We start from the raw sequence: 21,739 nt of genomic DNA, 5'->3' as shown, positions 1-21,739 counted from the left end.
CGAAACCGCTAGGGATTCGCCCGCTAATGCACCGCGCGGCCCGCCGACGCCGCGATCAGTGATTGGATATGTGGGTGCCGAGATGCCGGCCCGCCAGGTAGCCGAAGGTCATGCCCGGCCCCAGCGTGCCGCCGGCGCCGCCATAGCCCTCGCCCAGCACCGCGGCCATGGCGTTGCCGGCCGCGTAGAGGCCGGGGATCGGGTTGCCGCTCCAGTCCAGCACCTGCGCGTCGCCGTTGGTCTTCGGGCCGCCGGCCGTTCCCAAGGCGCCGGACTCCATCTTGACCGCGTAGAACGGCCCCTGATCGATCAGCCCGAGCGTGCGGTACGGCGGATCGAAGTCGGTATCGCCCCACATGTAGAAATTGTCGTAGCTGTTGTCGCCGCGGTTGAAGTCGTCGTCATGGCCGTTGCGCACCATCTCGTTGAACCGCGCCACGGTGGCCGTCAGCCCGGCGGCGTCGATCCCCGCCATCGCGGCCAGCGCCTCCAGCGTCTCGGCCTGCATCATGTAGGAGGGGATGGGCGAGCCGGGCGTCGAGCTGAACGTCGGATACTTGTCCTTGTAGCGCTGATCGATGATCAGCCAGTAGGGCAGGTTGGCGTAGCTGTGCGTGCCGGCGTCGAAGGCGTGCAGCGCCTTGCCCATCGCGTTGTAATTGGCCGCCTCGTTCACGAACCGCTTGCCGGCACGGTTGACCAGGATGGCGCCGGGGCGCGCCCGCTCGTCCGACCCCAGCAGGTAGTTGGGCTTGGCGGCGCGGTGCTGCGGCTTGGACTCGAGCACGCTCTGCTGCCAGAAGGCATGCTGCATGTTGCCCAGCTGGGCGCCCGCCTCGATCGCCATCAGCAGGCCGTCGCCCTCATTCTCGGGCACGCTGACCGGCCCGGTCAGGGGACCGCGAAGGAAGGCCTGCACCAGCTTCTCGTTCCATTCGAACCCGCCGGTCGCGATCACCACGCCGCGGCGCGCGCGCACGCGGAAGTCCCGGCCGTCGGCATCCTCGGCGACGACGCCGATTACCCGGTCGCCGTCCTTCACGAGCCTGCGGGCGCGCTTCTCGAACTCGACCGGGATGCCGCGATCAAGCACCGCCTTGAACAGCGATCCGGCCAGCGCCTGCCCCAGGCCGCGATAATCCTGCCGCTCGCGCTCGGCGAGGGTGGCCTCGTCCAGCGTGCCGCTCACCGCCTCCATCAGGCTGCCGCGCACCGGATAGGCCATCTTGGTCGGGTTCACCCGCGTGGCCCACTTGCCGAGCTGGTCGAAGGAAAAGGCCTCATTGTCCAGCGAGCGCCCGCCGTCGACCTTCGCGCCCGGCATGTACGGCTGATAATCGGGGAAGTCGGCGAACACGTGGAAGCGGACGGGCGTCTTGTCCGCCAGATAGCGGATCATCTCCGGTCCGCTCTCCATGAAGGCGCCCAGCGTCTCGGGATCGAGCGCGCCCGGCGCGAGGGAATCGAGATAGGCGACGATGTCGTCGTCGGACTCGTCGATGCCCGCCTCGCGCTGATAATGGTTGTTGGGGATCCAGAGCATGCCGCCGGACATCGCCGTCGTCCCGCCGACCATGCCGGTCTTCTCCAGGATGACAACGTCCTTCGCGCCGAAATCATGGGCGGAGATCGCCGCCGTCATCGCCGCGCCGCCCGAACCCAGCACGACGACGTCGGCTTCCAGATCCCACTTGACGTCCTCGGTCATCGCCTGTCTCCCCGCCGGTCCGGGCGTGGCGCGGCGCCCGGCCAGCGCCACGTGCCGGATCCAATCGGATAAGGCGATTGGGGCTTTTCGCCGCCCGCAACCACTCCGAAATGTCCTAGTACCGGCACCTCACGCGCCGGCGGTCAGGCCTTCCGCACGACCATAAGATAGTCCAGCGCCAGACTGTCGCTCAGCACCAGCCCCTTCAGCGGCGAGAAGGCCAGCCCGGTCACGTCCGCCACGCGCAGCCCCGCCGCCTCCAGCAAGGCCTGAAGCTCGTCCGGCGTGAGGAACCTGCTCCAGTCGTGCGTGCCGCGCGGGATGCGGCCCAGCCCCTCGCCTAGCGTGATCATCGCCAGCCGCGACAGGGGCGTGCGGTTCGGCGTCGACAGCACCAGCAGCCCGTCGGGCGCCAGCGCCGCCGCCAGTCCGGCCACGAAGCCGGCGGGATCGGCGACATGCTCGATCACCTCCATGCACGTCACCAGATCGAACGTCTCGCCGGCCAGGCTCGCCAGTTCGCCCGCGCGATAGTCGATCGCCAGCCCCTGCCCCTCGGCATGGGCGCGCGCCACCGCCACATTCTCCGGCGCCGCGTCGATGCCCGTCACCGCCGCCCCCAGTCGGGCGAGCGGCTCCGCAAGCAGGCCCGCGCCGCAGCCCACGTCCAGCGCGCGCCTGCCCGCCAGCGGGCGGAAAGCCGCCGCGTCGCCCGCCCAGTGCGCGTCCACCGCGTCGCGGATGTAGCGCAGCCGCACCGGGTTCAGCCGGTGGAGCATCGCGGACGACCCCGTCGGATCCCACCAGTCCGCCGCCAGCCGGCCGAAATGGGCGGCCTGCGCCGGATCGATCGTCGGGGCGGGCGTAACGGCGGACGATCGGGCGGGCGATCGCGTGGGCTGGGGGGCGATGCTTGCGTTCATAATCCCCCCTCCCTATCAGGGCCGCGCCTTGGTTCCCAAGGCTCTTTCAGCTGGATGAGAGAACCCGGTTCATGGCCCGTATCGTGATGAAGTTCGGCGGCACCTCGATGGCGGGGATCGAGCGGATTCGCAACGTGGCCGCCCGCGTGAAGCAGGAGGTGGAGGCCGGCCACGAGGTCGCCGTCGTCGTCTCGGCGATGTCGGGCGAGACGGACCGGCTCGTCGGCTTCTGCCGGGAGGCGTCGCCGCTGTACGATCCGCGCGAATATGACGTCGTCGTCTCCTCGGGCGAGCAGGTGACGAGCGGCCTGCTCGCGATCGTCCTGCAGTCGATCGGCGTCGATGCGCGCAGCTGGCTCGGCTGGCAGCTGCCGATCGGCACGTCGGATGCGCACGCCTCGGCCCGCATCGGCCAGATCGACGCCGAGACGCTCGGCACGGCGATGGCCGGCGGCCAGGTGGCGGTGATTCCGGGCTTCCAGGGCGTGACGGCGCACGGCCGCGTCACCACGCTGGGCCGCGGCGGATCGGATACCTCGGCGGTCGCGGTGGCGGCGGCGATGAAGGCCGATCGCTGCGACATCTACACCGACGTGGACGGCGTCTATACCACCGATCCGCGCATCGTGCCGCGCGCGCGCAAGCTCAGCAAGGTGACGTACGAGGAGATGCTGGAGCTCGCCTCGGTCGGCGCCAAGGTGCTCCAGACGCGCTCGGTGGGGCTCGCCATGAAGGAGAAGGTCCGCGTCCGCGTGCTCTCGTCGTTCGACGATGCGCGCGACGAGGACGGGCATCGCGGCACCCTGATCGTGGGCGATGACGAGATCGAAGAGGGAAGCATGGAACGTCAGCTCATCACCGGCATCGCCCACGACAAGAACGAGGCGAAGATCACCGTCGTCGCCGTGCCGGATCGCCCCGGCGCGGTCGCCACGATCTTCTCGCCGCTGGCGGATGCCAGCATCAACGTGGACATGATCGTGCAGAACGTGGCGCATGCCGGCGGCGCCGCGCCCGCCGCCACCGACGTGACCTTCACCGTGCCCAAGGCCGAACTCGCCCGCGCGCTGGACGTGCTGGAGCGGGAGAAGCCGGTGATCGGCTTCACCGGCATCGTCCACGATACCGCCATCACCAAGATCTCCGTCGTCGGCGTCGGCATGCGCAGCCACGCGGGCGTCGCCGCGCAGATGTTCAAGTCGCTGGCGGATCGGCAGATCAACATCCTCGCCATCACCACGTCGGAGATCAAGGTGAGCGTGCTGATCCACGAGGATTATACCGAGCTGGCCGTGCGCGTGCTGCACACCGCCTACGGCCTGGACGCGCCGGAGCCGGCCGCCGAGGCCGACGCGGCGTGAGCGCGGGCACGCGCCGCCTGGCCGCGCTGATGGCGCGCGGCGCCGATTTCCTCGGGGCCGACGTCGCGATCCTCGCCGGCGCGATGTCGTGGGTCAGCGAGCGGAGCCTCGTCTCCGCCATCTCGAACGCGGGCGGCTTCGGCGTGATCGCGTGCGGCGCGATGACGCCGGCCCTGCTCGATGCGGAGATCGCCGCGACCCGGGCGCTCGCTACGAAGCCGTTCGGCGTCAACCTCATCACCATGCACCCGGATCTCGGCGCGCTGATCGAGGTCTGCGCGAAGCACGGCGTCGGCCATGTCGTGCTGGCGGGCGGGCTGCCGCCGGGTGGCGCGATCGAGAAGATCAAGGCGTCCGGCGCGAAGGTGATCTGCTTCGCGCCGGCGCTGGCGCTGGCGAAGAAGCTGATCCGATCCGGCGTGGATGCGCTGGTGATCGAGGGCATGGAGGCCGGCGGCCATATCGGCCCGGTCTCCACCAGCGTGCTGGCGCAGGAGATGCTGCCGACGATCGCCGCCACGCTGCCGGTGTTCGTCGCCGGCGGCATCGGCCGCGGCGAGGCGATCGCCGGCTATCTGGAGATGGGCGCCGCCGGCGTGCAGCTCGGCACGCGCTTCGTCTGCGCGCACGAATCGATCGCCCACGCGAACTTCAAAAAGGCGTTCATCCGCGCCTCCGCGCGCGATGCGGTCGCCAGCGTGCAGATCGATCCGCGCCTGCCCGTCATCCCGGTGCGCGCGCTGAAGAACGCCTCCACCGACCTGTTCACCGCCAAGCAGCGGGAGGTGGCGCAGGCGCTGGACGAGGGCACGCTCGCCATGGCCGAGGCACAGCTCCAGATCGAACATTACTGGGCCGGGGCGCTGCGCCGCGCGGTGATTGACGGCGATGTGGAGAACGGGTCGCTGATGGCCGGGCAGTCGGTCGGCATGGTGACGCGGGAGGAGCCGGTGGGCGAGATCGTCGCGACGCTGCTGGCGGAAGCCTCCGCCGCGCTGGAGCGCCGCGCCGCCTGATCCTCCCTCCGTTCGGCTTGCCCCGCCCGGCGAGGTGAGGTCGCGACGTCCACCATCCGAACGTCACGACGGCGCAGGCGGTGTGGCCGTGGTTCATCGCCGGTGGTGCTGCGCGCCGCCCGATGGCGCAAGCGCCATTGGAAAGCGCCCGGCCTTTCTGTTAGCGCTGCCTCATGCCCCAGACGCCCCCCGGCACGGCGACCTCCGCCGCGCGCGAGATCCTCACCCGTTTGCACGACGTGATGGCCGCGCGCACCAACGCGCAGGCCAAGCTCAACCAGGTCGTGCAGATCATCGGCGCGGCGATGGATAGCGAGGTGTGCTCGATCTACCTGCTGCGCGATGGCGTGCTGGAGCTGTACGCCACCCGCGGGCTGCGGCAGGAATCGGTCCACGTCACCAAGCTGGCGCTGGGCGAGGGGCTCGTCGGCAAGATCGCCGAGCAGGTCGAGACGCTCAATCTGGACGAGGCGACCAGCCATCCGGATTTCGCCTACAAGCCGGAGACGGGCGAGGAACTCTATCACAGCTTCGCCGGCGTGCCGATCGTGCGGCGCGAACAGGCCGTCGGCGTGCTGGCCGTGCAGCACGAGGCGTCGCGCCGCTATGCCGAGGTGGAGATCGAGGCGCTGCAGACGGTGGCGATGGTGCTGGCGGAACTGATCGCCGGCGCTGGCCTGATCGACGAGGCGCGCGGGGGCGCCGCCGCCGCGCGAGGTCAGGGCGCCGTCCGCCTCTCCGGCCTGAAGCTGGTCGAGGGCATGGGGCGCGGCCACGCCGTGTTCCACCAGCCGCGCATCCATATCGAGCATACCGTCGCCGAGGATACGGAGGCCGAGCGCCACCGCGTCTACGCCGCCTTCCGCCAGATGCGCGAGCAGATCGAGCGGATGACCAGCCAGGCCGAGTTCGGCGTGGCGGGCGAGCATCAGGACGTGCTCAACACCTACAAGATGTTCGCCTATGACGAGGGCTGGAGCCGCCGCATCAACGAGGCGATCGACAGCGGCCTCACCGCCGAGGCGGCGATCGAGCGGGTGCAGCAGCGCACGCGCATGCGGATGCGCGAGATCAGCGATCCGCTGCTGGCCGATCGCATGCACGATCTGGAGGATCTGTCGAACCGGCTGCTGCGCATCGTCTCCGGACAGCTCGGCACCGCCGCGCAGCTGGGCCTGCGGCAGGATTCGATCCTCATCGCGCGCAACCTGGGGCCGGCCGAGCTGCTCGAATATGATCGCCGCCGGCTGAAGGGCGTGGTGCTGGAGGAAGGCTCGCTCACCGCCCACGTCACCATCGTCGCGCGCGCCATGGGCGTGCCGGTGGTGGGTCGCGTCCGCTCGATCCGGCGGATGGTGGCGGAGGGCGATTTCCTGCTGCTGGACGGCAACCAGGGCGCCGTGTTCGTGCGGCCGACCGCGACAATGGAGGACGCGTTCGACGCCAAGCTCGTCGTCACGCAGAAGCGAAGGGCGGAATTCGCCGCCATGCGCGATCTGCCGCCGCTGAGCCGGGACGGCGTGCGCATCACGCTGATGGTGAACGCCGGCCTGCGCGACGACGTCGCCGCGCTGGACGTGACGGGGGCGGACGGCATCGGCCTGTTCCGCACCGAGTTCCAGTTCCTCGTCTCCGCCACCCTGCCCCAGCGCGAGCGCCAGCAGCGATTGTATCGCGACGTGCTGGATGCCGCCGGCGATCGCCCGGTGATCTTCCGCACCGTCGATATCGGCGGGGACAAGGCGCTGCCCTACATGAAGGGCGACGAGGATGGCGAGCGCGAGGAGAATCCGGCGATGGGCTGGCGCGCCATCCGCCTCGCGCTCGATCGCGACGCGCTGATGAAGGCGCAGGCCCGCGCGCTGGTGGAGGCCGCCGCCGGCCGCACCCTGAACGTCATGTTCCCGATGGTGTCGGAGCCGTGGGAGTTCGATCAGGCGCAGGCGCTGTTCGAAAACCAGCGCAACTGGGTGGCGGCGCGCAACCGCCCGGTGCCGCTGGCGATCAACTACGGCACGATGCTGGAGGTGCCGGCCCTGGCCGAGATGCTGGACGTGCTGCTGCCTAAGCTCGACTTCCTCTCGATCGGCACCAACGATCTCACCCAGTTCCTGTTCGCCGCCGATCGCGCCCACCCGAAGCTGGCCGAGCGGTACGACTGGCTCTCGCCCGCGATCCTGCGCTTCCTCGCCCGCGTCATCGGCCAGGCGACGGCGGGCGGCGTCTCCGTCGGCATCTGCGGGGAGATGGGCGGCCGCACGCTGGAGGCGATGGCGCTGATCGGCCTGGGGATCGAGCGGCTGTCGATCACCCCGGCGGCGATCGGCCCGGTCAAGGCGATGATCCGCTCGCTGGACGTGGCGGCGCTCAGGGCCGAGATGCCGGCGTGGCTGGCCGCCGGCCACGCCGACATGCGCCGGCTGCTCGGCGAGTGGGCGGCGGAGCGCGGCGTCAACATCGGCTGAGCCCAAGATCGCCGCCGATCATATGTTTACCATTTGACAGCGCATGGGGGCTGTTGTGACAAGGTCGGGGGCCGCACCTCGACCGGACCGGCGGCCGGGAGTTCGCATGAGTCAGGCCGAAGACCAGTTCCAGTCCTTCCTGCCGACCGGCGTCGGCGAACGGCTGCGCTCGGCCCGCGAGGCGCAGGGCCGCGATCTGGACGAGATCGCGACGATCACCCGCATCCCGCTGCGCCACCTGCGCGTGATCGAATCCGGCGCGCATACCGATCTGCCGGCCACGCCCTACAGCGTCGGCTTCGTCCGCACCTATGCGCAGGCGATCGGGCTGGACGCGGCGAAGCTGGCGCAGGATTTCCGCGCGGAGCTTGGCGCGGCCCCCGTCACGCAAGGGGTCGCCGAGCCGTTCGAGCCGGCCGATCCCAAGCGCGTGCCATCGCGGCTGCTGGCGGCGGTGGCGCTGCTGATCGCGGTGCTGCTGGCGGGCGGCTACGCGGTGCTGCGCAGCGGCACGCTGAGCGGCGAGGATCCGGAGGCGCGCGCGCGGCTGGCCGCCGGCACGGCGACGGTGCCGGCCGCCACGCCCGGCGCCCCTCCGCGGCCGGCGCGCCCGCGCCCCGTGCCGCCGGGCCGGCGCCGGCCGCCGCCGGCCTGGTCGTCGTCACCGCGACGGAGGCGGTGTGGCTGCGCATCTACGAGGGCAATGGCGGCGAGCGGTATATCGAGAAGGTGCTGAACCCCGGCGAGGCGTTCACCGTGCCGGCCACCGCAAAGGATCCGCAGATCCTCACCGGCCGGCCACAGGCGGTGCGCGTCACCGTCGGCGCCACCGTCATCCCGCCGCTCGGCACGCCCGAGCGGACCATCGCCGACGTGAGCCTCCGGCCGGAGGCGCTGCTCGCGCGCGGCGCGGCACCCGCGCCCGCGCCCGCCGCGGCACCTTAATCGCGGGGACAGGAACCCCCTGCCATATGGGCCTGCCATGCAGCCGCCCCGTCTCGCCTGAAGGAACCCGGATGCGCCTCGCCCTGATCGCCGCCCTGCTGCTCGCCGGATCGGCCGCCCCCGTGTTCGCGCAGGAGGCCGGCGTCGGCCAGCGCGTCGACCGGCTGGAAAAGGAGATGCGCGCCGTGCAGCGCAAGGTGTTCCCCGGCGGCACCCAGCAGTTCCTCGAAGCCGATATCGGCCGCCCGGCCGCCACCCCCACCCCCACCGGCGTACCGGCGTCCTCGCCGGTCGAGGATCTCTCGGCGCGGGTGAGTTCGCTGGAGCAGGAGCTCGCCCGCCTGACCGGCCAGATCGAACAGAACGGCTACAAGGTCCGCCAGCTGGAGGAGCAGTTCGCCCGCTTCAAGGCCGATGCGGATGCGCGGCTGAACACGGTGGAGGGCAACGCCCCGCCCACCGCCATCACGCCGGGCCGGCAGTCCCCGTCCGCCGCCACGCCGGTCGCCCCGGCCACGCCGCCCGGCCGCGCCGCTGCCGAACCGGCGGCGCCGCCGGCGGAAAGCGCGTCGGTCGATCCGGGAGAGGACGCCTATCTGGCCGGCTATCGCCTGTGGGAGCAGAAGAAATACGCCGAGGCGGCGACCGCGCTGAAGGATGTCGTCGCCAAATATCCCAAGCATCGCCGCGCCAGCTACGCGCAGAACCTGCTCGGCCGCGCCTATCTGGACGACGGCAAGCCCGGCCTCGCCGCCGAGGCATTCTATGCCAACTACCAGAAGATGCCGCGCGGCGATCGCGCGCCGGACAGCCTCTATTATCTCGGCCAGTCGCTGATGAGCCTCAAGCCCGCCAAGGCGGCCGACGCCTGCAAGGTGTATGCGGAGCTGATCGACGTCTATGGCGAGAAGATCGCCCAGCCGCTCAAGGATCGCGTCGCCAAGGCGCGCGCCGATGCCAAGTGCGGCGCCTGAGCCGCCGGGGAGACGCGCGGCGCCTGAGCTCCCGGGGAAACGTGCGGCGCACGAGCCGCTGATCCCCGATCCCGCTCTCGTCGCGCGCTTCCACGCGGCGCTCACGGCCCTGCACCCCTTCGCCTCGGCGGAACGGCTGGGCCTCGCCGTGTCGGGCGGGCCGGACAGCCTGGCGCTGCTGCTGCTCGCCGCCGCCGCCTTTCCCGGCCGGATCGAGGCGGCCACCGTGGATCACGGCCTGCGCCCGGCCGGCGCCGACGAGGCACGGATGGTGGCCGCGCTCTGCGCCCGCCTGGACGTGCCGCACGCCACCCTGAGCGGCGTCTGGAACAGCGACGCGCCGGAAGGGCTGCAGGCCGCCGCCCGCGCCTATCGCTATCGCCAGCTCGCCGGCTGGTGCGTCGATCGCGGCCTCGCCTTGCTGGCCACCGGCCATCATGCCGACGATCAGGCGGAGACGCTGCTCATGCGCCTTGCGCGCGGCGCGGGCGTCGGCGGGCTCGGCGCGATCCGCGCAGCCCGTCCGCTCGCGGCGGACGACGGCCGTGCGCTGCCGATCCTGCTCGTCCGCCCGCTGCTGCGCGTTCCCAGGCGGGCGCTAGGCGAGGTGGTCGCCGCCGCCGGCCTCGTCGCGGCGGACGATCCCTCCAACGCCAGCGACCGCTTCGATCGCACCCGCGCGCGCCGGCTGCTGGCCACGACGGACTGGCTCGATCCGGCCAGACTCGCCGCCGCCGCCAGCCATCTGGCCGATGCCGAGGCTGCCCTCGCCTGGGCGGCGGACCTCGCCTTCGCCAACCACGCGACGCTTGCGCGAGGAGCGGCCGACGGCGCGGAATGGCTGGTCGATCCGGCGCACCTGCCGGCCGAGATGCTGCGGCGGGTGGTGGCGCGCGTGCTGGCGCTGGTGGAAGGCGAAGCGCAGGCGGGCGCGTGCGCCATGCCGCCCACGGGGCCGGACCTCACCCGCCTGATCGATCGGCTGGCCGGCGGCGCGCCCGCCACCCTCGGCCACGTCCTCGCGCGGCCGGGCGCGCGCTGGCGCTTTGCGATGGCGCCGCCCCGGCGCGGCGGGGTACCGGGCTGATTCCGGCCGGTCCGCCCGGAAAACATGATCGCCCCCGGCCCCGTTGCATTGCCATTAACCCGTGATCGCTTATCTTGTTGGCTCGAAGGATCGGAGCTTCCATGAACGACGATAAGGAACCGCAGGCCAACCCCTGGATGAAGAGCCTGCTCATCTGGGTCGGCATCCTGCTGGCCCTCGTCCTGTTCGTGTCGATGTTCGACAGTTCCTCGCGTACCGCCGAGGGCAGCAGCATCGCGTATTCCGAGTTCCTCGCCCGCGTGGACGAGGGCACGGTGAAGAATGCCGAGATCGCCGGCAACGTGATCTCCGGCAAGCTCACCAACGACCAGTCGTTCCGCACCTATGCGCCGACCGACGCGAATCTCGTCGATCGCTTGAAGGACAAGGGCGTCGAGTTCCGCGCGAAGCCCGAGGAGCAGGCGAGCTTCTGGATGATCATGCTCTACCAGTCGCTGCCGTTCCTGCTGATCCTGGGCATCGCCTTCTTCGTGATGCGGCAGATGCAGAAGAACGCCGGCTCCGGCGCGATGGGCTTCGGCAAGAGCCGGGCGAAGATGCTCACCGAGAAGCAGGGTCGCGTGACGTTCAACGACGTCGCCGGCATCGATGAGGCGCGCGAGGAGCTGGAGGAGATCGTCGAGTTCCTCAAGGATCCGACGAAGTTCGCCCGTCTCGGCGGCAAGATTCCCAAGGGCGCGCTGCTGGTCGGCTCGCCCGGCACCGGCAAGACGCTGCTCGCCCGCGCGATCGCCGGCGAGGCGGGCGTGCCCTTCTTCACCATCTCCGGCTCGGACTTCGTCGAGATGTTCGTCGGTGTGGGCGCCAGCCGCGTGCGCGACATGTTCGAGCAGGCGAAGAAATCCGCGCCCTGCATCGTCTTCATCGACGAGATCGACGCCGTCGGTCGCCATCGCGGCGCGGGCCTCGGCAACGGCAATGACGAGCGCGAGCAGACGCTGAACCAGCTTCTCGTCGAGATGGACGGCTTCGACGCCAATGAGGGCATCATCATCGTCGCCGCCACCAACCGCCCCGACGTGCTCGATCCGGCGCTGCTGCGGCCCGGCCGCTTCGATCGTCAGGTCGTCGTGCCGCGCCCGGACATCGAGGGGCGTGAGAAGATCCTCCAGGTCCACATGAAGAAGACGCCGCTGGCGCCGGACGTGAACGCGCGCACCATCGCGCGCGGCACGCCGGGCTTCTCCGGCGCGGATCTCGCCAACCTCGTCAACGAGGCGGCGCTGCTCGCCGCGCGCAAGGGCAAGCGCCTCGTCGCGATGAGCGAGTTCGAGGAGGCCAAGGACAAGGTGATGATGGGCGCCGAGCGGCGCTCGATGGTGATGACCGAGGACGAGAAGAAGGCGACCGCCTATCACGAGGCCGGTCACGCCCTCGTCTCGCTGCACGTGCCGGGCTGCGATCCGCTGCACAAGGTCACGATCATCCCGCGCGGGCGGGCGCTGGGCGTCACCTGGAACCTGCCGGATCGCGATCGCTACTCGATGACGATGAAGCAGATGAAGGCGCGCCTCGCGCTCTGCTTCGGCGGCCGCATCGCCGAACAGCTGATCTACGGCGCGGACGAACTGAACACCGGCGCTTCCAACGACATCCAGCAGGCCACCGACATGGCCCGTTCGATGGTGATGGAATATGGCATGTCGGAGAAGCTCGGCTGGCTGCGCTACCGCGACAATCAGGACGAGGTGTTCCTCGGCCACTCCGTCAGCCGCGCGCAGAACATGTCGGAGGAGACCGCCCGCCTGATCGACAGCGAGGTCCGTCGCCTCGTCGAGGAGGGCGAGACCCGCGCCCGCCAGGTGCTGACCGACAATCTCGACGAGCTCCACCGCCTGGCTGGCGCGCTGCTGGAATATGAGACGCTGTCGGGCGATGAGTCCAAGCGCGTCATAAAGGGCGAGAGCATCGGCCGAGACGACAGCGCGTCGCGCCGTCCCTCGGGCCTCGGCACCGCCGGATCGTCCATTCCCAAGAGCCGCCGCCCGGGTGGCGGCTGGGGCGATGCGGCTCCCCAAGGCGCCTGATACTCAGCGCGCCTGATCTCGCGATTTTCGAGTTCCGGCGGCCGCGCGCATCCCTCGATGCGCGCGGCCGTTTTGATCGTGGCCGGCCGGGCCGCAGCGACCGGCCGCGCTACGATGCGGCGCGGCCATCCTCAGCGCCCGCGGCAAGCGCCAATATGCCCTCGTAGGTGATCGGGTTCGCACGCAGGAACGCGTCCTTCGTGGGATAGGATTGCGACGTGTCGAACAGCGCCGGCGCAAAGGTGAGGTTCTTCGTCCGCAAATTGGGCACGTAGCTGTTGAGCCATGAGAATGCCTGGGCGATCGCGCACTGGTCCACCGTCCAGTTGGACAGGTTGGCCGGATCGTAGGCGGCGGCGATATATTCCTGGATGATCCTCAGAAACTCGATGCCGGGCGCCTTGCCCGAAATATACATGCTCTGCGCATTGATCGTCCACGGCTCGCCGCGGATCTGCCGGGTGCCCTGCCCGGGAAAGCCATCCATGCGCAGCCCGATATCGTAGTCGGCCAGATCGCGCACCACGGCGGGGAAGTTGGCCGTCACCCTCAGGTCGATATCCATGATGAACGTCGGGCATTGCATATGCTCGATCACGGAATGGGCGACGATGTACCGCAGGCACGTATAGTAAGCCCGCTCCCGGTGCGCGGCCTTCGCCAGGCTGAACGAGACGGACACCCTGCGCGAAGCCTCCTGCAACTGCCGGAGCAGCGCGACCTGCTCGTCCGTCGCGTCGACGACATGGCAGTGGACGTGCAGCTGCCGCGCGCCCTCGAACTCGTTCTGCAGATGGATGATGGATTCGAGGAAGGACGGGAAGAAGGAGAAATAGCCGGCATCGCAGGCGACCAGGAAGGTGATCGGGTTCTTGCCGGTCGGGCGCGCCGGCCAGAAGAACTCCGCACCACCCTCCTCTGAACGCGCGCTGCCCGTCAGGATCGCGGCGAACAGGTCGTTCTCCGGAAGCCAGACCATCGATCCGCAATTCGAATGAAACGGGATGACGCCGTGCAGGTGGTAGAGCGCCTTTGCCGCCTGATACTCCCGATCGGCGAGCAGACGATCCCCGCCCAGCCACGCCTCGTGGGCGGAGAGGCAGCAGTTCGTCGCCGATCGTCCGTTCGCCGCGCGATCCCGCGCGATCAGCGCCGCCGCCGCCTCGCGCGATCGCAGGCTGTTCCATGCGCGCGTGATGCTGATGTCGTAGGATCTGGCCTCCGCCGCGGTGAACTTCACGCCGACGAGCAGCGGGAAATAATCGTCCCGGAACGCCGCATAGACCATCTCGAACGCCGCGAAGCGGTTGGGGTTGGCGTGGGACTGCGCATAGGCATCCCGCACCCCCGGGTCCGCCGCGCTGCCCGCCTGCTGCCCGTAGGCCACGGCAAAATGCGCCGCGGCCGCCTGCCACTGCTCGCGGGCAAGGTACAGGATCGCCAGGGCGAACGCCCCGTCCCCGCCATGATAGCCGATGGCGGTCAGCCGATCCAGAATGGCGATCGCCTCCACATCGTACCGCTTCCGTGCGAGAAGATAGGCGAGGCGGTAGAGCGCCTCCAGATTGTCGGGCTCGGCGGCTATCAGAGCCTCCAGGATGCGCTGTTCCTCGTCGTACAGGCCGACATCACGGCACAGGATGCAATATTCCAGCGCGTTCGGCTGGTGCGCGGCGTCGCCCGCGCCTTCCACCAGCACGGCGCGCGCGAGCTGCTCCTCCCCGGCGATGATGTACGTCCGCGCGAGGTCCGCCCTGACGGTCGCGAACACGCCGAGATCGACCTGGCGGAACAGCGTGAGCGCCCCGCCGATATTACCGCGATCCCGCAGCCGCACGGCGGTGGCGATCAGCGAAGCCGGCGACGAGACTTCGTTCTGCGTCAACGTCACCTGCGATAGAGGGCTCATCCGCAATCCATCCTGCTGCGCCTGTCGGCCTTATCGGCCTGCGTCTAGCGTCATCCCGCAATTCGGCAAAGGGGCAGCCCCGAACCGCCCGATCCATCGCCCGGCCTGACCGCCTTGGCGGACATGCCGCCACCGCCATGACGCGCGCCGTATCTTCTGCTACGCACGCTTGCGCCATGACCGACACGACCATCCTCGACCGCCCGCTGGACGCGACCGCGCTGATCGCGGACATGGGCGCCCGCGCCCGCGCCGCCGCCCGCATCCTCGCCGCCGCGCCCACGGCCGACAAGGCGCGGGCGCTCCGCGCCGCCGCCGCCCGCGTCCGCGCCGCCGCGCCCGTGATCCTCGCCGCCAATGACGGTGACGTCGCCGCGGGCGAGGCGAACGGCCTCTCGCCGGCAATGCTCGATCGCCTGCGCCTCGATCCGCAGCGCCTCGCCGGCATCGCCGCCGCGCTGGAGGATGTCGCCGCGCTGCCCGATCCCGTCGGCCGCACGATCGACGAGGCGGTGCGGCCGAATGGTCTGAAGCTCGCCCGCGTGCGCGTGCCGCTGGGCGTGATCGGCATCATCTACGAGAGCCGGCCCAACGTCACCGCCGATGCCGGCGCGCTGGCGCTCATGTCGGGCAATGCGGTGATCCTGCGCGGCGGGTCGGAGGCGATTCACACCTCGCGCGCGATCCACGCGGCGATGCTGGCGGGGCTCGCCGATGCCGGCCTGCCGGCGGATGCGATCCAGCTGGTGCGCGTCACCGATCGCGCGGCGGTGGGCGCCATGCTGCGCGCCGAGGGGCTGATCGACATCATGATCCCGCGCGGCGGCAAGTCGCTGGTGGCCCGCGTGCAGGCGGAGGCGCGGGTGCCGGTGCTCGCCCATCTCGACGGCATCAACCACCTCTACATCGATGCCGCCGCCGATCCGGCGAAGGCGACGGCGCTGGCGGTGAACGCCAAGATGCGCCGCACCGGCGTCTGCGGCGCGACCGAGACGCTGCTGCTCGACCGGGCCTATCCGGAGCCGGCGCCGATCCTGGCTGCCCTGATCGATGCCGGTTGCGAGCTGCGCGGCGATGCCGCCGCCCGCGCGCTCGATCCGCGCGTGCTGCCGGCCAGCGCCGAAGATTGGGACACCGAATATCTCGACGCGATCTGCGCCGTGGCCTTCGTGGACGGTGCCGCCGGCGCGATGGCGCACATCGCCGCCCACGCCTCGCACCACACCGACGCGATCGTCACCGAGGATGCCGCCACCGCCGAGCGGTTCCTCGCCGGGGTAGATTCGGCGATCGTCATGTGGAACGCCTCCACCCAGTTCGCTGATGGCGGCGAGTTCGGCCTCGGCGCGGAGATCGGCATCTCCACGGGCCGCCTGCACGCGCGCGGGCCGGTGGCGCTGGAGGGGCTCACCACCTACAAATGGCTGGTGCGCGGCACCGGCCAGACACGGCCTTGAACGCGACGTATACAATGTATACGTTCGTGCGATGACAAAGTCAGCCATCATCACTGCCCGGGTCGATGCGGAGACGCTCGCTCTGGTCGATCGCATTGCCAAGTCGCAAGGCAGATCGCGCGCGTGGTTCGCCGCGCAGGCGATCGAGCGCGCGGCAGAGCAGGAAACCGCCTATCTGGCCTTCGTGCAGGAGGGAATCGACGCGGCCGATCGCGGTGAACTCATTCCGCATGAGGAGGTATTCCGCGAGATCCGCGCGCGTCGGAGCCGATGCGCTGAGCGGTGAGGGCGATCGAATGGACACGCCCGGCGCGCGATGACCTCGCCGAGATCGACGCCTATTGGTGGGCGATCGACCAGGCCGTGGCGGACGGCTTGCTCGCAAGCATCGAGGACGCGGCCGAAATCCTGAGGGATGCACCGCGTGTCGGCCGCACCATCGACGCCGATACGCGCAAATGGAGCGTGCGCGGCACATCCTACCTGCTGCTCTATCGGCACCGGGACGATCGTATAGAGATCCTTCGCGTGCAGCATGCCAGCCGCAACTGGTCTCCAGCGCCATGAAGCGGGTCGGTCTGCTCGGCGGATCGTTCAACCCGGCGCATGGCGGCCATCGCCGCATCAGCCTGGCCGCCATCGATGCGCTGGGGCTGGACGAGGTCTGGTGGCTGGTCTCGCCGGGCAATCCGCTGAAGCCGGCGGAGGGCATGGCGCCGCTCGCCGCGCGGCTCGCCTCGGCGCGGGCGATGGCGCGGCGGGCGCCGATCCGGCCCACCGCAATCGAGCGGCGACTCGGCACCCGCTTCACCGTGGACACGCTGGTCCGGCTCGTCCGGCTCTATCCGGACAGGCGCTTCATCTGGCTGATGGGTGCGGACAATCTGGCCCAGTTTCCCCTCTGGCGGCAGTGGCGCAGGATCGCCCGGACGGTTCCGATTGCCGTGATCGCCCGGCCGGGCTATGATGATCGGGCTCGCGCCGGTCTGGCGATGGGCTGGCTCGGGCGGTTCGTCCATCCGCCGGGTCGATCGCGTGAGTGGACGTCATGGAGACCGCCGGCGCTCGTGCTGCTGCGCTTCCGCCCCGATCCCACTTCCGCCACCCGCCTGCGGGCGAGTCATCCCCGCTGGCATCTCTCCCTCGGCACGCCCGCCCCGCGTGACGCCGTCACGCGCCGTCTCATCCTCTAGGAGGTTCTTTGCCCGCTTCCACCGCCGCCGTTCACGGCCTCGCCGATGCCCCCGCCAACGATACGCTGCTGCGGATCGTGCTCGGCTCGCTCGACGACGATCAGGCCGTCGATACGATCAGCATCCCGCTCGCCGGCAAGAGCAGCATCGCCGACTATATGGTGATCGCCAGCGGCCGCTCCACCCGGCAGGTCGCGTCGATGGCGCACAAGCTGGCGGATCGGATCAAGGCCGAGACAGGCCAGCCGGTCCGCACCGAAGGCCTGCCGACGGCGGATTGGGTGCTGGTGGATGCCGGCGACATCATCGTCCACCTGTTCCGGCCGGAAGTGCGCAGCTTCTACAATCTGGAGCGGATGTGGGCCTTCGGCGAGGCGCCGGCCACCGCCCCGTCACCCACGCTCGCCGAGGATGCGCCCGATCCCCGCACGCCGGACGACGGCGCGGCCGACGATCTCGACGACGACGATTGATCGCGGCGTGCTGCTCCACATCGTGGCGCGCGGCAGGATCGGCCGCAGCCCCGAAGGCGAGCTCGTCGATCGCTACCTGAAGCGGATCGGCTGGCCGACGCGCGTCACCGAACTGCCCGATCGCGGCGGCCGGATGCCGGCGCTGGAGCCGGCCACGGTGCTGGTGGCGATGGACGAGAAGGGCGAGCAGCTCGGCTCAGTCGCCTTCGCCGAGCGGCTGGGCCGCTGGCGCGACGATGGCCGGCGCGAGGCCCGCTTCCTGATCGGCGCGGCGGACGGGCTGGAGCCGGCCGAGCGCGGCGCCGCCGCCCTGTTGTTCGCGTTCGGCGCCGCTACCTGGCCGCACATGCTGGCCCGCGCCATGCTGGCCGAGCAATTGTGGCGCGCCACCAGCATCCTCGCCGGCCACCCCTATCATCGCGAGGGGTGATGCCGGTCTCAGCGCCCGTCCGCCTTGCCTCCGCCGCCGCGACGATCGAACGCGGCCGCCTCGCCCGCATCGTTCGCGATCGGCTGGCCGCCCGCGCCGGGGTGGCGCTGCTGGCGCTGCTCGCCGCGCCGCTGGCCGCGCAGACGCTCGGCGCGGAGGCGGACGCCCTCGCCCGCGCCAAGCGGGAGGCGGTGCAGGCGCAGCGGCGCTCCGCCGCGCTGGAGGTGCAGGCGGCCCGCGCCGCCGACGAGGCCGCCCGCGCCCGCGCCCGCGCCGCCGCCGTCGCCAGCCGCATCCTGGCGGCGGAGGCGGACATCACCGCGGCAGAGGCGCGCATCCGCATCGTCGCCCGCCTGCGGGAGCGGCAGCGCGCCCGCCTGGCCGCGAAGCAGGGGCCGATCGTCGGCCTCGCCGCCGGGTTGCAGACGATGGCGCGGCGGCCGCCGGCGCTGGCGCTCGTGCAGCGCGGCTCGATCGCCGATCTCGTCCACCTGCGCGCGATCCTCGCCGGGCAGATGCCGCTGGTGCGGGCGCGCACGGCGGCGCTGCGGCAGGATGTCGACGAGGGCATCCGCCTGCAGGCGCAGGCCGATCGCGCCGCCGCCACGCTGCGCGCCGGCCAGGCCCGGCTGCGGGCCGAGCGGACCGCCCTCGCCCGGCTGGAAGCCGACCGGCGCGGCCGCGCCCAGACCTATACGGACAGCGCCATGCTGGAGGAGGATCGCGCGACCGCGCTCGGCGAGCAGGCGCGCGACATCGTCGACCTGATGGGCCGCATCGGCGAGCAGGCGGAGGTGGCGCGGCGGCTGGCGAGCCTGCCGGGGCCGCTGCCGCGCCCGCCTATTCCCGGCCTCGCCGCCGCACCCGCGGCCGATGCGCTGGGCGCGGCGCCAAACCGGCTGCGCTACCGCCTGCCCGTGGTCGGCAAGGTGGTGACAGGCCTGGGCGAGGTATCGGAGGCGGGCGTCCGCGCGCGCGGCCTCACCCTTGCGGCGCGGCCGGGCGCGCAGGTGGTGGCGCCGGCCGGCGGCCGCATCGCCTATGCCGGCCCGTTCCGCAACTATGGCGGCATCGTCATCATCGATCATGGCGGCGGCTGGACCAGCCTCGTCACCAACCTCGCGCAGCTGAGCGTCAAGGTCGGCGATCTGGTCGATCTCGCCGGTCCGATCGGGCGCGCCGCCGGCGCCCGCCCGCAGGTGACGGTGGAGCTGCGCCGCGGCGGCCGGCCGGTAGACATCACCCCGCTCGTCGCGGCGGGCTGACATCGCCCGTCATCCATCCGCCTGCATCCATGCGGCTGTCATCGTCGCCTTTTGTCATCGCCGGCGCTTGTGATACCCTCGGCTTAGACTCTGTCGAAAGAACCGCCCTCCATGGCTCGTTTCCTGTTGCGTTCCGCCCTCCTCGTCGGCGCCGTCGCCCTCGTTCCCGCCGTCAGCACCTCGATGGCGGCCGGCGACGTGCAGACCTATCGCGATCTCGACCAGTTCATGTCCGTGTTCGAGCGGGTCCGCTCCGAATATGTCGACAAGGTGGACGACAAGACGCTCATCAAGGGCGCGATCGACGGCATGCTCGCTAGCCTCGATCCGCACAGCAGCTATCTCGACGCGCGCGACTTCACGAACCTCAAGACGCAGACCGACGGCGCCTATGGCGGCCTGGGCCTCACCGTCAGCCTGGAGGATGGCGCGGTGAAGATCATCACGCCGACCGAGGACACGCCCGCCTTCCGCGCCGGCCTGAAGGCCGGGGACTTTATCACCCATCTCGACGGCGCGCTGATCTACGGCGGCACGCTGGACGAGGCGGTGGACAAGATGCGCGGCCCGGCGGGCTCCTCCGTGCGCCTCACCATCGTCCGCCCCGGCCGCGACAAGCCGTTTGACGTGACCCTGAAGCGCGAGATCATCCAGCTGAAGCCGGTGAAGTGGGAGGTCAAGGACCGCGTCGGCATCATCAACATCAACACGTTCAACAAGAATACCGGCGAGGCGGTGCGCGCCGCCCTGGCCGGCATCGACAAGGCGGTCGGCGGCCAGCCGCTCGGCTATGTCGTCGATCTGCGGTCCAACCCCGGCGGCCTGCTCGATCAGGCGATCGAGGTGGGCGACGCCTTCCTCGATCGCGGCGAGATCGTCTCCCAGCGCGGCCGTGAGAAGAAGGATATCGAGCGTTATTATGCCCGCCCCGGCGATCTCAGCCACGGCCTGCCGATGGTCGTGCTCGTCGATGCCGGCTCCGCCTCCGCCGCCGAGATCGTGGCGGGCGCGCTGCAGGATCAGAAGCGCGCGATCGTGATGGGCGAGAAGAGCTTCGGCAAGGGATCGGTGCAGACGCTGCTGCCGCTGACCGACGATACCGCGCTGCGCCTCACCACCGCGCGCTACTACACGCCGTCCGGCCGGTCGGTGCAGGAGGGCGGGATCATGCCCGACATCCTCGTGCCGCAGATCAGCGACGCCGACTATAAGGATCGCCCGCGCCTGCGCGAAGCCGATCTTCGCCGCCACCTGATCAACGAGGCCAAGGTGGACGACAGCGTGCTGGAGGACGACACCAAGCCCGATCCCCGCTTCGCCGCCACCGCCGATGCGCTGAAGAAGCAGGGCGTCGAGGATTTCCAGCTCGACTACGCCCTCAAGACGATCCGCCGCCTCAGCCCCACGCCGCCCGCCAAGGTGGCGAGCAAGTAGCAGGCTTCTCTCCCCGACCCGGGGGGAGACGCCGATACGCATCATCCATGACCAACCTCGCCAAGGCCCGTCTGCTCGCTCTGCTGCTGCCCGCCGCGCTGATGGCGGGGGCGCTCGGCTCGCAATATCTCGGCGGGCTCTATCCGTGCGAGATGTGCCACTGGCAGCGGTGGCCGCATTATGCCGCGATCGTCCTCGCCCTCGCCGCCTTCGCCACGGCGCCCGGCCGAGTGAGCCGGCCGCTCGTGCTGCTCGCCGCTGTCTGCATCCTCGCCTCGGGTGCGATCGGCGCGTTCCACGCCGGCGTGGAATATGGCTGGTGGGAGGGGCTCACCCAGTGCAGCCTGATGCCGGGCAAGGGCAGCGGCGACATCCTGGCGGACATCATGGCCAAGCCGCTGATCCGCTGCGACGTCGCGCAGTGGACGCTGCTCGGCATTTCGCTCGCCGGGTGGAATGCGCTCTTTTCACTGGCCGGCGGAGCGGCGATACTGGCGCTATGCCTGAATCCCCGCCGCTGACGATCCCGCCCTCGCAGGCCGCGCGCGATGCGATGCTGCGCGTCGATCAGGCCGGCGAATATGGCGCCACCCGCATCTATGCCGGCCAGTTGGCGGTGATGGGCGATCACACGCCCGCCGCCCGCGCCATCGCCGGCATGGCCGCGCAGGAGGAGCGCCACCGCACCTTCCTCGATGCGATGCTCGTCGAGCGGCGGGTGCGCCCCACCCTGCTCCAGCCGCTGTGGAACGTCGCCGGCTTCGCGCTGGGCGCCGCCACCGCGCTGATGGGGCCGAAGGCGGCGATGGCCTGCACCGCCGCCGTGGAGACGGAGATCGACCGCCACTATGCCGATCAGCTGGCCGAACTCGGCACCAGCGATCCGGCCCTGTCGGCGGCCATCACCGAGTTCCAGGCCGAGGAGGTGGAGCATCGCGATCTGGCGCTGGCCGCCGGCGCGGAGGAGGCGATCGCCTATCCGCTGCTGGCGGGCGCGATCCGGCTCGGCTGCCGCGCGGCGATCGCGCTTTCCAGCCGGGTGTGATGGCGG

21 protein-coding genes are annotated in these 21,739 nt (G+C 70.6%); 18 read left to right on the top strand and 3 right to left on the bottom strand.

Features of this window, described 5'->3' with window-relative positions; all coding sequences use genetic code 11:
* Window positions 1–55 precede the first annotated feature (55 nt).
* Together GNT64_RS19265 and ubiG are read right to left on the bottom strand one after the other, a co-directional pair.
* Complete coding sequence (locus GNT64_RS19265) at window positions 56–1,708, bottom strand: FAD-binding protein (RefSeq protein WP_156680990.1); 1,653 nt, start codon at window positions 1,706–1,708, stop codon at window positions 56–58.
* A 143-nt stretch (window positions 1,709–1,851) separates the two neighbouring features.
* Window positions 1,852–2,631, bottom strand: a complete 780-nt coding sequence (gene ubiG / locus GNT64_RS19260) for a bifunctional 2-polyprenyl-6-hydroxyphenol methylase/3-demethylubiquinol 3-O-methyltransferase UbiG (protein ID WP_156680989.1) — start codon at window positions 2,629–2,631, stop codon at window positions 1,852–1,854.
* A gap of 71 nt (window positions 2,632–2,702) precedes the next feature.
* Here ubiG and GNT64_RS19255 point away from each other — a divergent pair, with 71 nt between their 5' ends.
* The 8 genes from GNT64_RS19255 (at window position 2,703) to ftsH (ending at window position 12,527) form a co-directional block, all read left to right on the top strand.
* Window positions 2,703–3,992, top strand: a complete 1,290-nt coding sequence (locus GNT64_RS19255; protein WP_156680988.1) for an aspartate kinase — start codon at window positions 2,703–2,705, stop codon at window positions 3,990–3,992.
* Window positions 3,993–4,021: 29 nt separating this feature from the next.
* Window positions 4,022–5,008 (top strand): NAD(P)H-dependent flavin oxidoreductase, encoded by a 987-nt coding sequence (locus GNT64_RS19250; protein WP_156681755.1) that lies wholly within the window; start codon window positions 4,022–4,024, stop codon window positions 5,006–5,008.
* Between the two features lie 173 nt (window positions 5,009–5,181).
* Entirely contained in the window at window positions 5,182–7,473 is a 2,292-nt protein-coding gene (ptsP, locus tag GNT64_RS19245) for a phosphoenolpyruvate--protein phosphotransferase (RefSeq protein WP_156680987.1), read from the top strand.
* A gap of 106 nt (window positions 7,474–7,579) precedes the next feature.
* The gene (locus GNT64_RS19240) at window positions 7,580–8,209 is read left to right on the top strand and encodes a helix-turn-helix domain-containing protein (RefSeq protein WP_197277116.1); all 630 of its coding nucleotides are present in this window, start codon (window positions 7,580–7,582) and stop codon (window positions 8,207–8,209) included.
* On the top strand, window positions 8,152–8,418 hold the full coding sequence (locus GNT64_RS21670) for a RodZ domain-containing protein (protein WP_197277115.1): 267 nt from the start codon (window positions 8,152–8,154) through the stop codon (window positions 8,416–8,418). Before GNT64_RS19240 ends, GNT64_RS21670 begins: the two co-directional genes overlap by 58 nt.
* A 71-nt stretch (window positions 8,419–8,489) precedes the next feature.
* Complete coding sequence (locus GNT64_RS19235; RefSeq protein WP_156680985.1) at window positions 8,490–9,392, top strand: YbgF trimerization domain-containing protein; 903 nt, start codon at window positions 8,490–8,492, stop codon at window positions 9,390–9,392.
* The gene (gene tilS, locus GNT64_RS19230; RefSeq protein WP_156680984.1) at window positions 9,373–10,479 is read left to right on the top strand and encodes a tRNA lysidine(34) synthetase TilS; all 1,107 of its coding nucleotides are present in this window, start codon (window positions 9,373–9,375) and stop codon (window positions 10,477–10,479) included. Before GNT64_RS19235 ends, tilS begins: the two co-directional genes overlap by 20 nt.
* Window positions 10,480–10,580: 101 nt before the next feature.
* The gene (gene ftsH, locus GNT64_RS19225; RefSeq protein ID WP_156680983.1) at window positions 10,581–12,527 is read left to right on the top strand and encodes an ATP-dependent zinc metalloprotease FtsH; all 1,947 of its coding nucleotides are present in this window, start codon (window positions 10,581–10,583) and stop codon (window positions 12,525–12,527) included.
* A 109-nt stretch (window positions 12,528–12,636) separates the two neighbouring features.
* Here ftsH and GNT64_RS19220 read toward each other — a convergent pair whose 3' ends face one another.
* Complete coding sequence (locus GNT64_RS19220; protein WP_156680982.1) at window positions 12,637–14,412, bottom strand: tetratricopeptide repeat protein; 1,776 nt, start codon at window positions 14,410–14,412, stop codon at window positions 12,637–12,639.
* Window positions 14,413–14,612: 200 nt separating this feature from the next.
* On the opposite strand from GNT64_RS19220, the gene GNT64_RS19215 reads away from it, so the two are divergent.
* The 10 genes from GNT64_RS19215 (at window position 14,613) to GNT64_RS19170 (ending at window position 21,733) form a co-directional block, all read left to right on the top strand.
* Window positions 14,613–15,893 (top strand): glutamate-5-semialdehyde dehydrogenase, encoded by a 1,281-nt coding sequence (locus tag GNT64_RS19215; protein WP_156680981.1) that lies wholly within the window; start codon window positions 14,613–14,615, stop codon window positions 15,891–15,893.
* A gap of 31 nt (window positions 15,894–15,924) precedes the next feature.
* A complete protein-coding gene (locus GNT64_RS19210) occupies window positions 15,925–16,179 on the top strand; it encodes a CopG family ribbon-helix-helix protein (protein WP_156680980.1) in 255 nt (84 codons plus the stop codon).
* The gene (locus GNT64_RS19205) at window positions 16,176–16,460 is read left to right on the top strand and encodes a type II toxin-antitoxin system RelE/ParE family toxin (protein ID WP_156680979.1); all 285 of its coding nucleotides are present in this window, start codon (window positions 16,176–16,178) and stop codon (window positions 16,458–16,460) included. The genes GNT64_RS19210 and GNT64_RS19205 overlap by 4 nt, the downstream gene beginning before the upstream one ends.
* The gene (locus GNT64_RS19200; protein WP_156680978.1) at window positions 16,457–17,086 is read left to right on the top strand and encodes a nicotinate-nucleotide adenylyltransferase; all 630 of its coding nucleotides are present in this window, start codon (window positions 16,457–16,459) and stop codon (window positions 17,084–17,086) included. The genes GNT64_RS19205 and GNT64_RS19200 overlap by 4 nt, the downstream gene beginning before the upstream one ends.
* Window positions 17,087–17,094: 8 nt before the next feature.
* Window positions 17,095–17,559 carry a ribosome silencing factor gene (gene rsfS / locus GNT64_RS19195; RefSeq protein WP_156680977.1) on the top strand — a complete coding sequence of 155 codons (465 nt, stop codon included), beginning with the start codon at window positions 17,095–17,097 and terminating at the stop codon, window positions 17,557–17,559.
* 7 nt (window positions 17,560–17,566) lie between these two features.
* Window positions 17,567–17,989 (top strand): 23S rRNA (pseudouridine(1915)-N(3))-methyltransferase RlmH, encoded by a 423-nt coding sequence (locus GNT64_RS19190; RefSeq protein WP_156680976.1) that lies wholly within the window; start codon window positions 17,567–17,569, stop codon window positions 17,987–17,989.
* A complete protein-coding gene (locus GNT64_RS19185) occupies window positions 17,989–19,254 on the top strand; it encodes a murein hydrolase activator EnvC family protein (RefSeq protein ID WP_156680975.1) in 1,266 nt (421 codons plus the stop codon). The genes GNT64_RS19190 and GNT64_RS19185 overlap by 1 nt, the downstream gene beginning before the upstream one ends.
* A gap of 111 nt (window positions 19,255–19,365) precedes the next feature.
* Window positions 19,366–20,688, top strand: coding sequence for a S41 family peptidase (locus tag GNT64_RS19180; protein WP_156680974.1), 1,323 nt, complete (start codon window positions 19,366–19,368; stop codon window positions 20,686–20,688).
* A gap of 47 nt (window positions 20,689–20,735) precedes the next feature.
* Window positions 20,736–21,209, top strand: coding sequence for a disulfide bond formation protein B (locus GNT64_RS19175; protein WP_156680973.1), 474 nt, complete (start codon window positions 20,736–20,738; stop codon window positions 21,207–21,209).
* Window positions 21,188–21,733 (top strand): demethoxyubiquinone hydroxylase family protein, encoded by a 546-nt coding sequence (locus tag GNT64_RS19170; RefSeq protein ID WP_156680972.1) that lies wholly within the window; start codon window positions 21,188–21,190, stop codon window positions 21,731–21,733. The genes GNT64_RS19175 and GNT64_RS19170 overlap by 22 nt, the downstream gene beginning before the upstream one ends.
* Window positions 21,734–21,739: the final 6 nt, after the last annotated feature.

Origin of the sequence: Sphingomonas profundi, from assembly GCF_009739515.1 — a bacterium.
Taxonomy (GTDB): domain Bacteria; phylum Pseudomonadota; class Alphaproteobacteria; order Sphingomonadales; family Sphingomonadaceae; genus Alterirhizorhabdus; species Alterirhizorhabdus profundi.
The sequence above is the reverse complement of the archived record's forward strand: the minus strand, read 5'-3'. Positions and strand labels throughout refer to the sequence as shown.

Excerpts from the sequence above, each read along its gene's own strand:
- GNT64_RS19265 (WP_156680990.1), bottom strand. The coding sequence starts at position 1,708 with ATGACCGAGGACGTCAAGTGGGATCTGGAAGCCGACGTCGTCGTGCTG.
- GNT64_RS19215 (WP_156680981.1), top strand. The coding sequence starts at position 14,613 with ATGACCGACACGACCATCCTCGACCGCCCGCTGGACGCGACCGCGCTG.
- GNT64_RS19170 (WP_156680972.1), top strand. The coding sequence starts at position 21,188 with ATGCCTGAATCCCCGCCGCTGACGATCCCGCCCTCGCAGGCCGCGCGC.
- ubiG (WP_156680989.1), bottom strand. The coding sequence starts at position 2,631 with ATGAACGCAAGCATCGCCCCCCAGCCCACGCGATCGCCCGCCCGATCG.
- ftsH (WP_156680983.1), top strand. The coding sequence starts at position 10,581 with ATGAACGACGATAAGGAACCGCAGGCCAACCCCTGGATGAAGAGCCTG.
- ptsP (WP_156680987.1), top strand. The coding sequence starts at position 5,182 with ATGCCCCAGACGCCCCCCGGCACGGCGACCTCCGCCGCGCGCGAGATC.
- GNT64_RS19250 (WP_156681755.1), top strand. The coding sequence starts at position 4,022 with ATGGCGCGCGGCGCCGATTTCCTCGGGGCCGACGTCGCGATCCTCGCC.
- GNT64_RS19210 (WP_156680980.1), top strand. The coding sequence starts at position 15,925 with ATGACAAAGTCAGCCATCATCACTGCCCGGGTCGATGCGGAGACGCTC.
- GNT64_RS19255 (WP_156680988.1), top strand. The coding sequence starts at position 2,703 with ATGGCCCGTATCGTGATGAAGTTCGGCGGCACCTCGATGGCGGGGATC.
- GNT64_RS19200 (WP_156680978.1), top strand. The coding sequence starts at position 16,457 with ATGAAGCGGGTCGGTCTGCTCGGCGGATCGTTCAACCCGGCGCATGGC.
- tilS (WP_156680984.1), top strand. The coding sequence starts at position 9,373 with ATGCCAAGTGCGGCGCCTGAGCCGCCGGGGAGACGCGCGGCGCCTGAG.
- GNT64_RS19185 (WP_156680975.1), top strand. The coding sequence starts at position 17,989 with ATGCCGGTCTCAGCGCCCGTCCGCCTTGCCTCCGCCGCCGCGACGATC.
- GNT64_RS19235 (WP_156680985.1), top strand. The coding sequence starts at position 8,490 with ATGCGCCTCGCCCTGATCGCCGCCCTGCTGCTCGCCGGATCGGCCGCC.
- GNT64_RS19240 (WP_197277116.1), top strand. The coding sequence starts at position 7,580 with ATGAGTCAGGCCGAAGACCAGTTCCAGTCCTTCCTGCCGACCGGCGTC.
- GNT64_RS19180 (WP_156680974.1), top strand. The coding sequence starts at position 19,366 with ATGGCTCGTTTCCTGTTGCGTTCCGCCCTCCTCGTCGGCGCCGTCGCC.
- GNT64_RS19175 (WP_156680973.1), top strand. The coding sequence starts at position 20,736 with ATGACCAACCTCGCCAAGGCCCGTCTGCTCGCTCTGCTGCTGCCCGCC.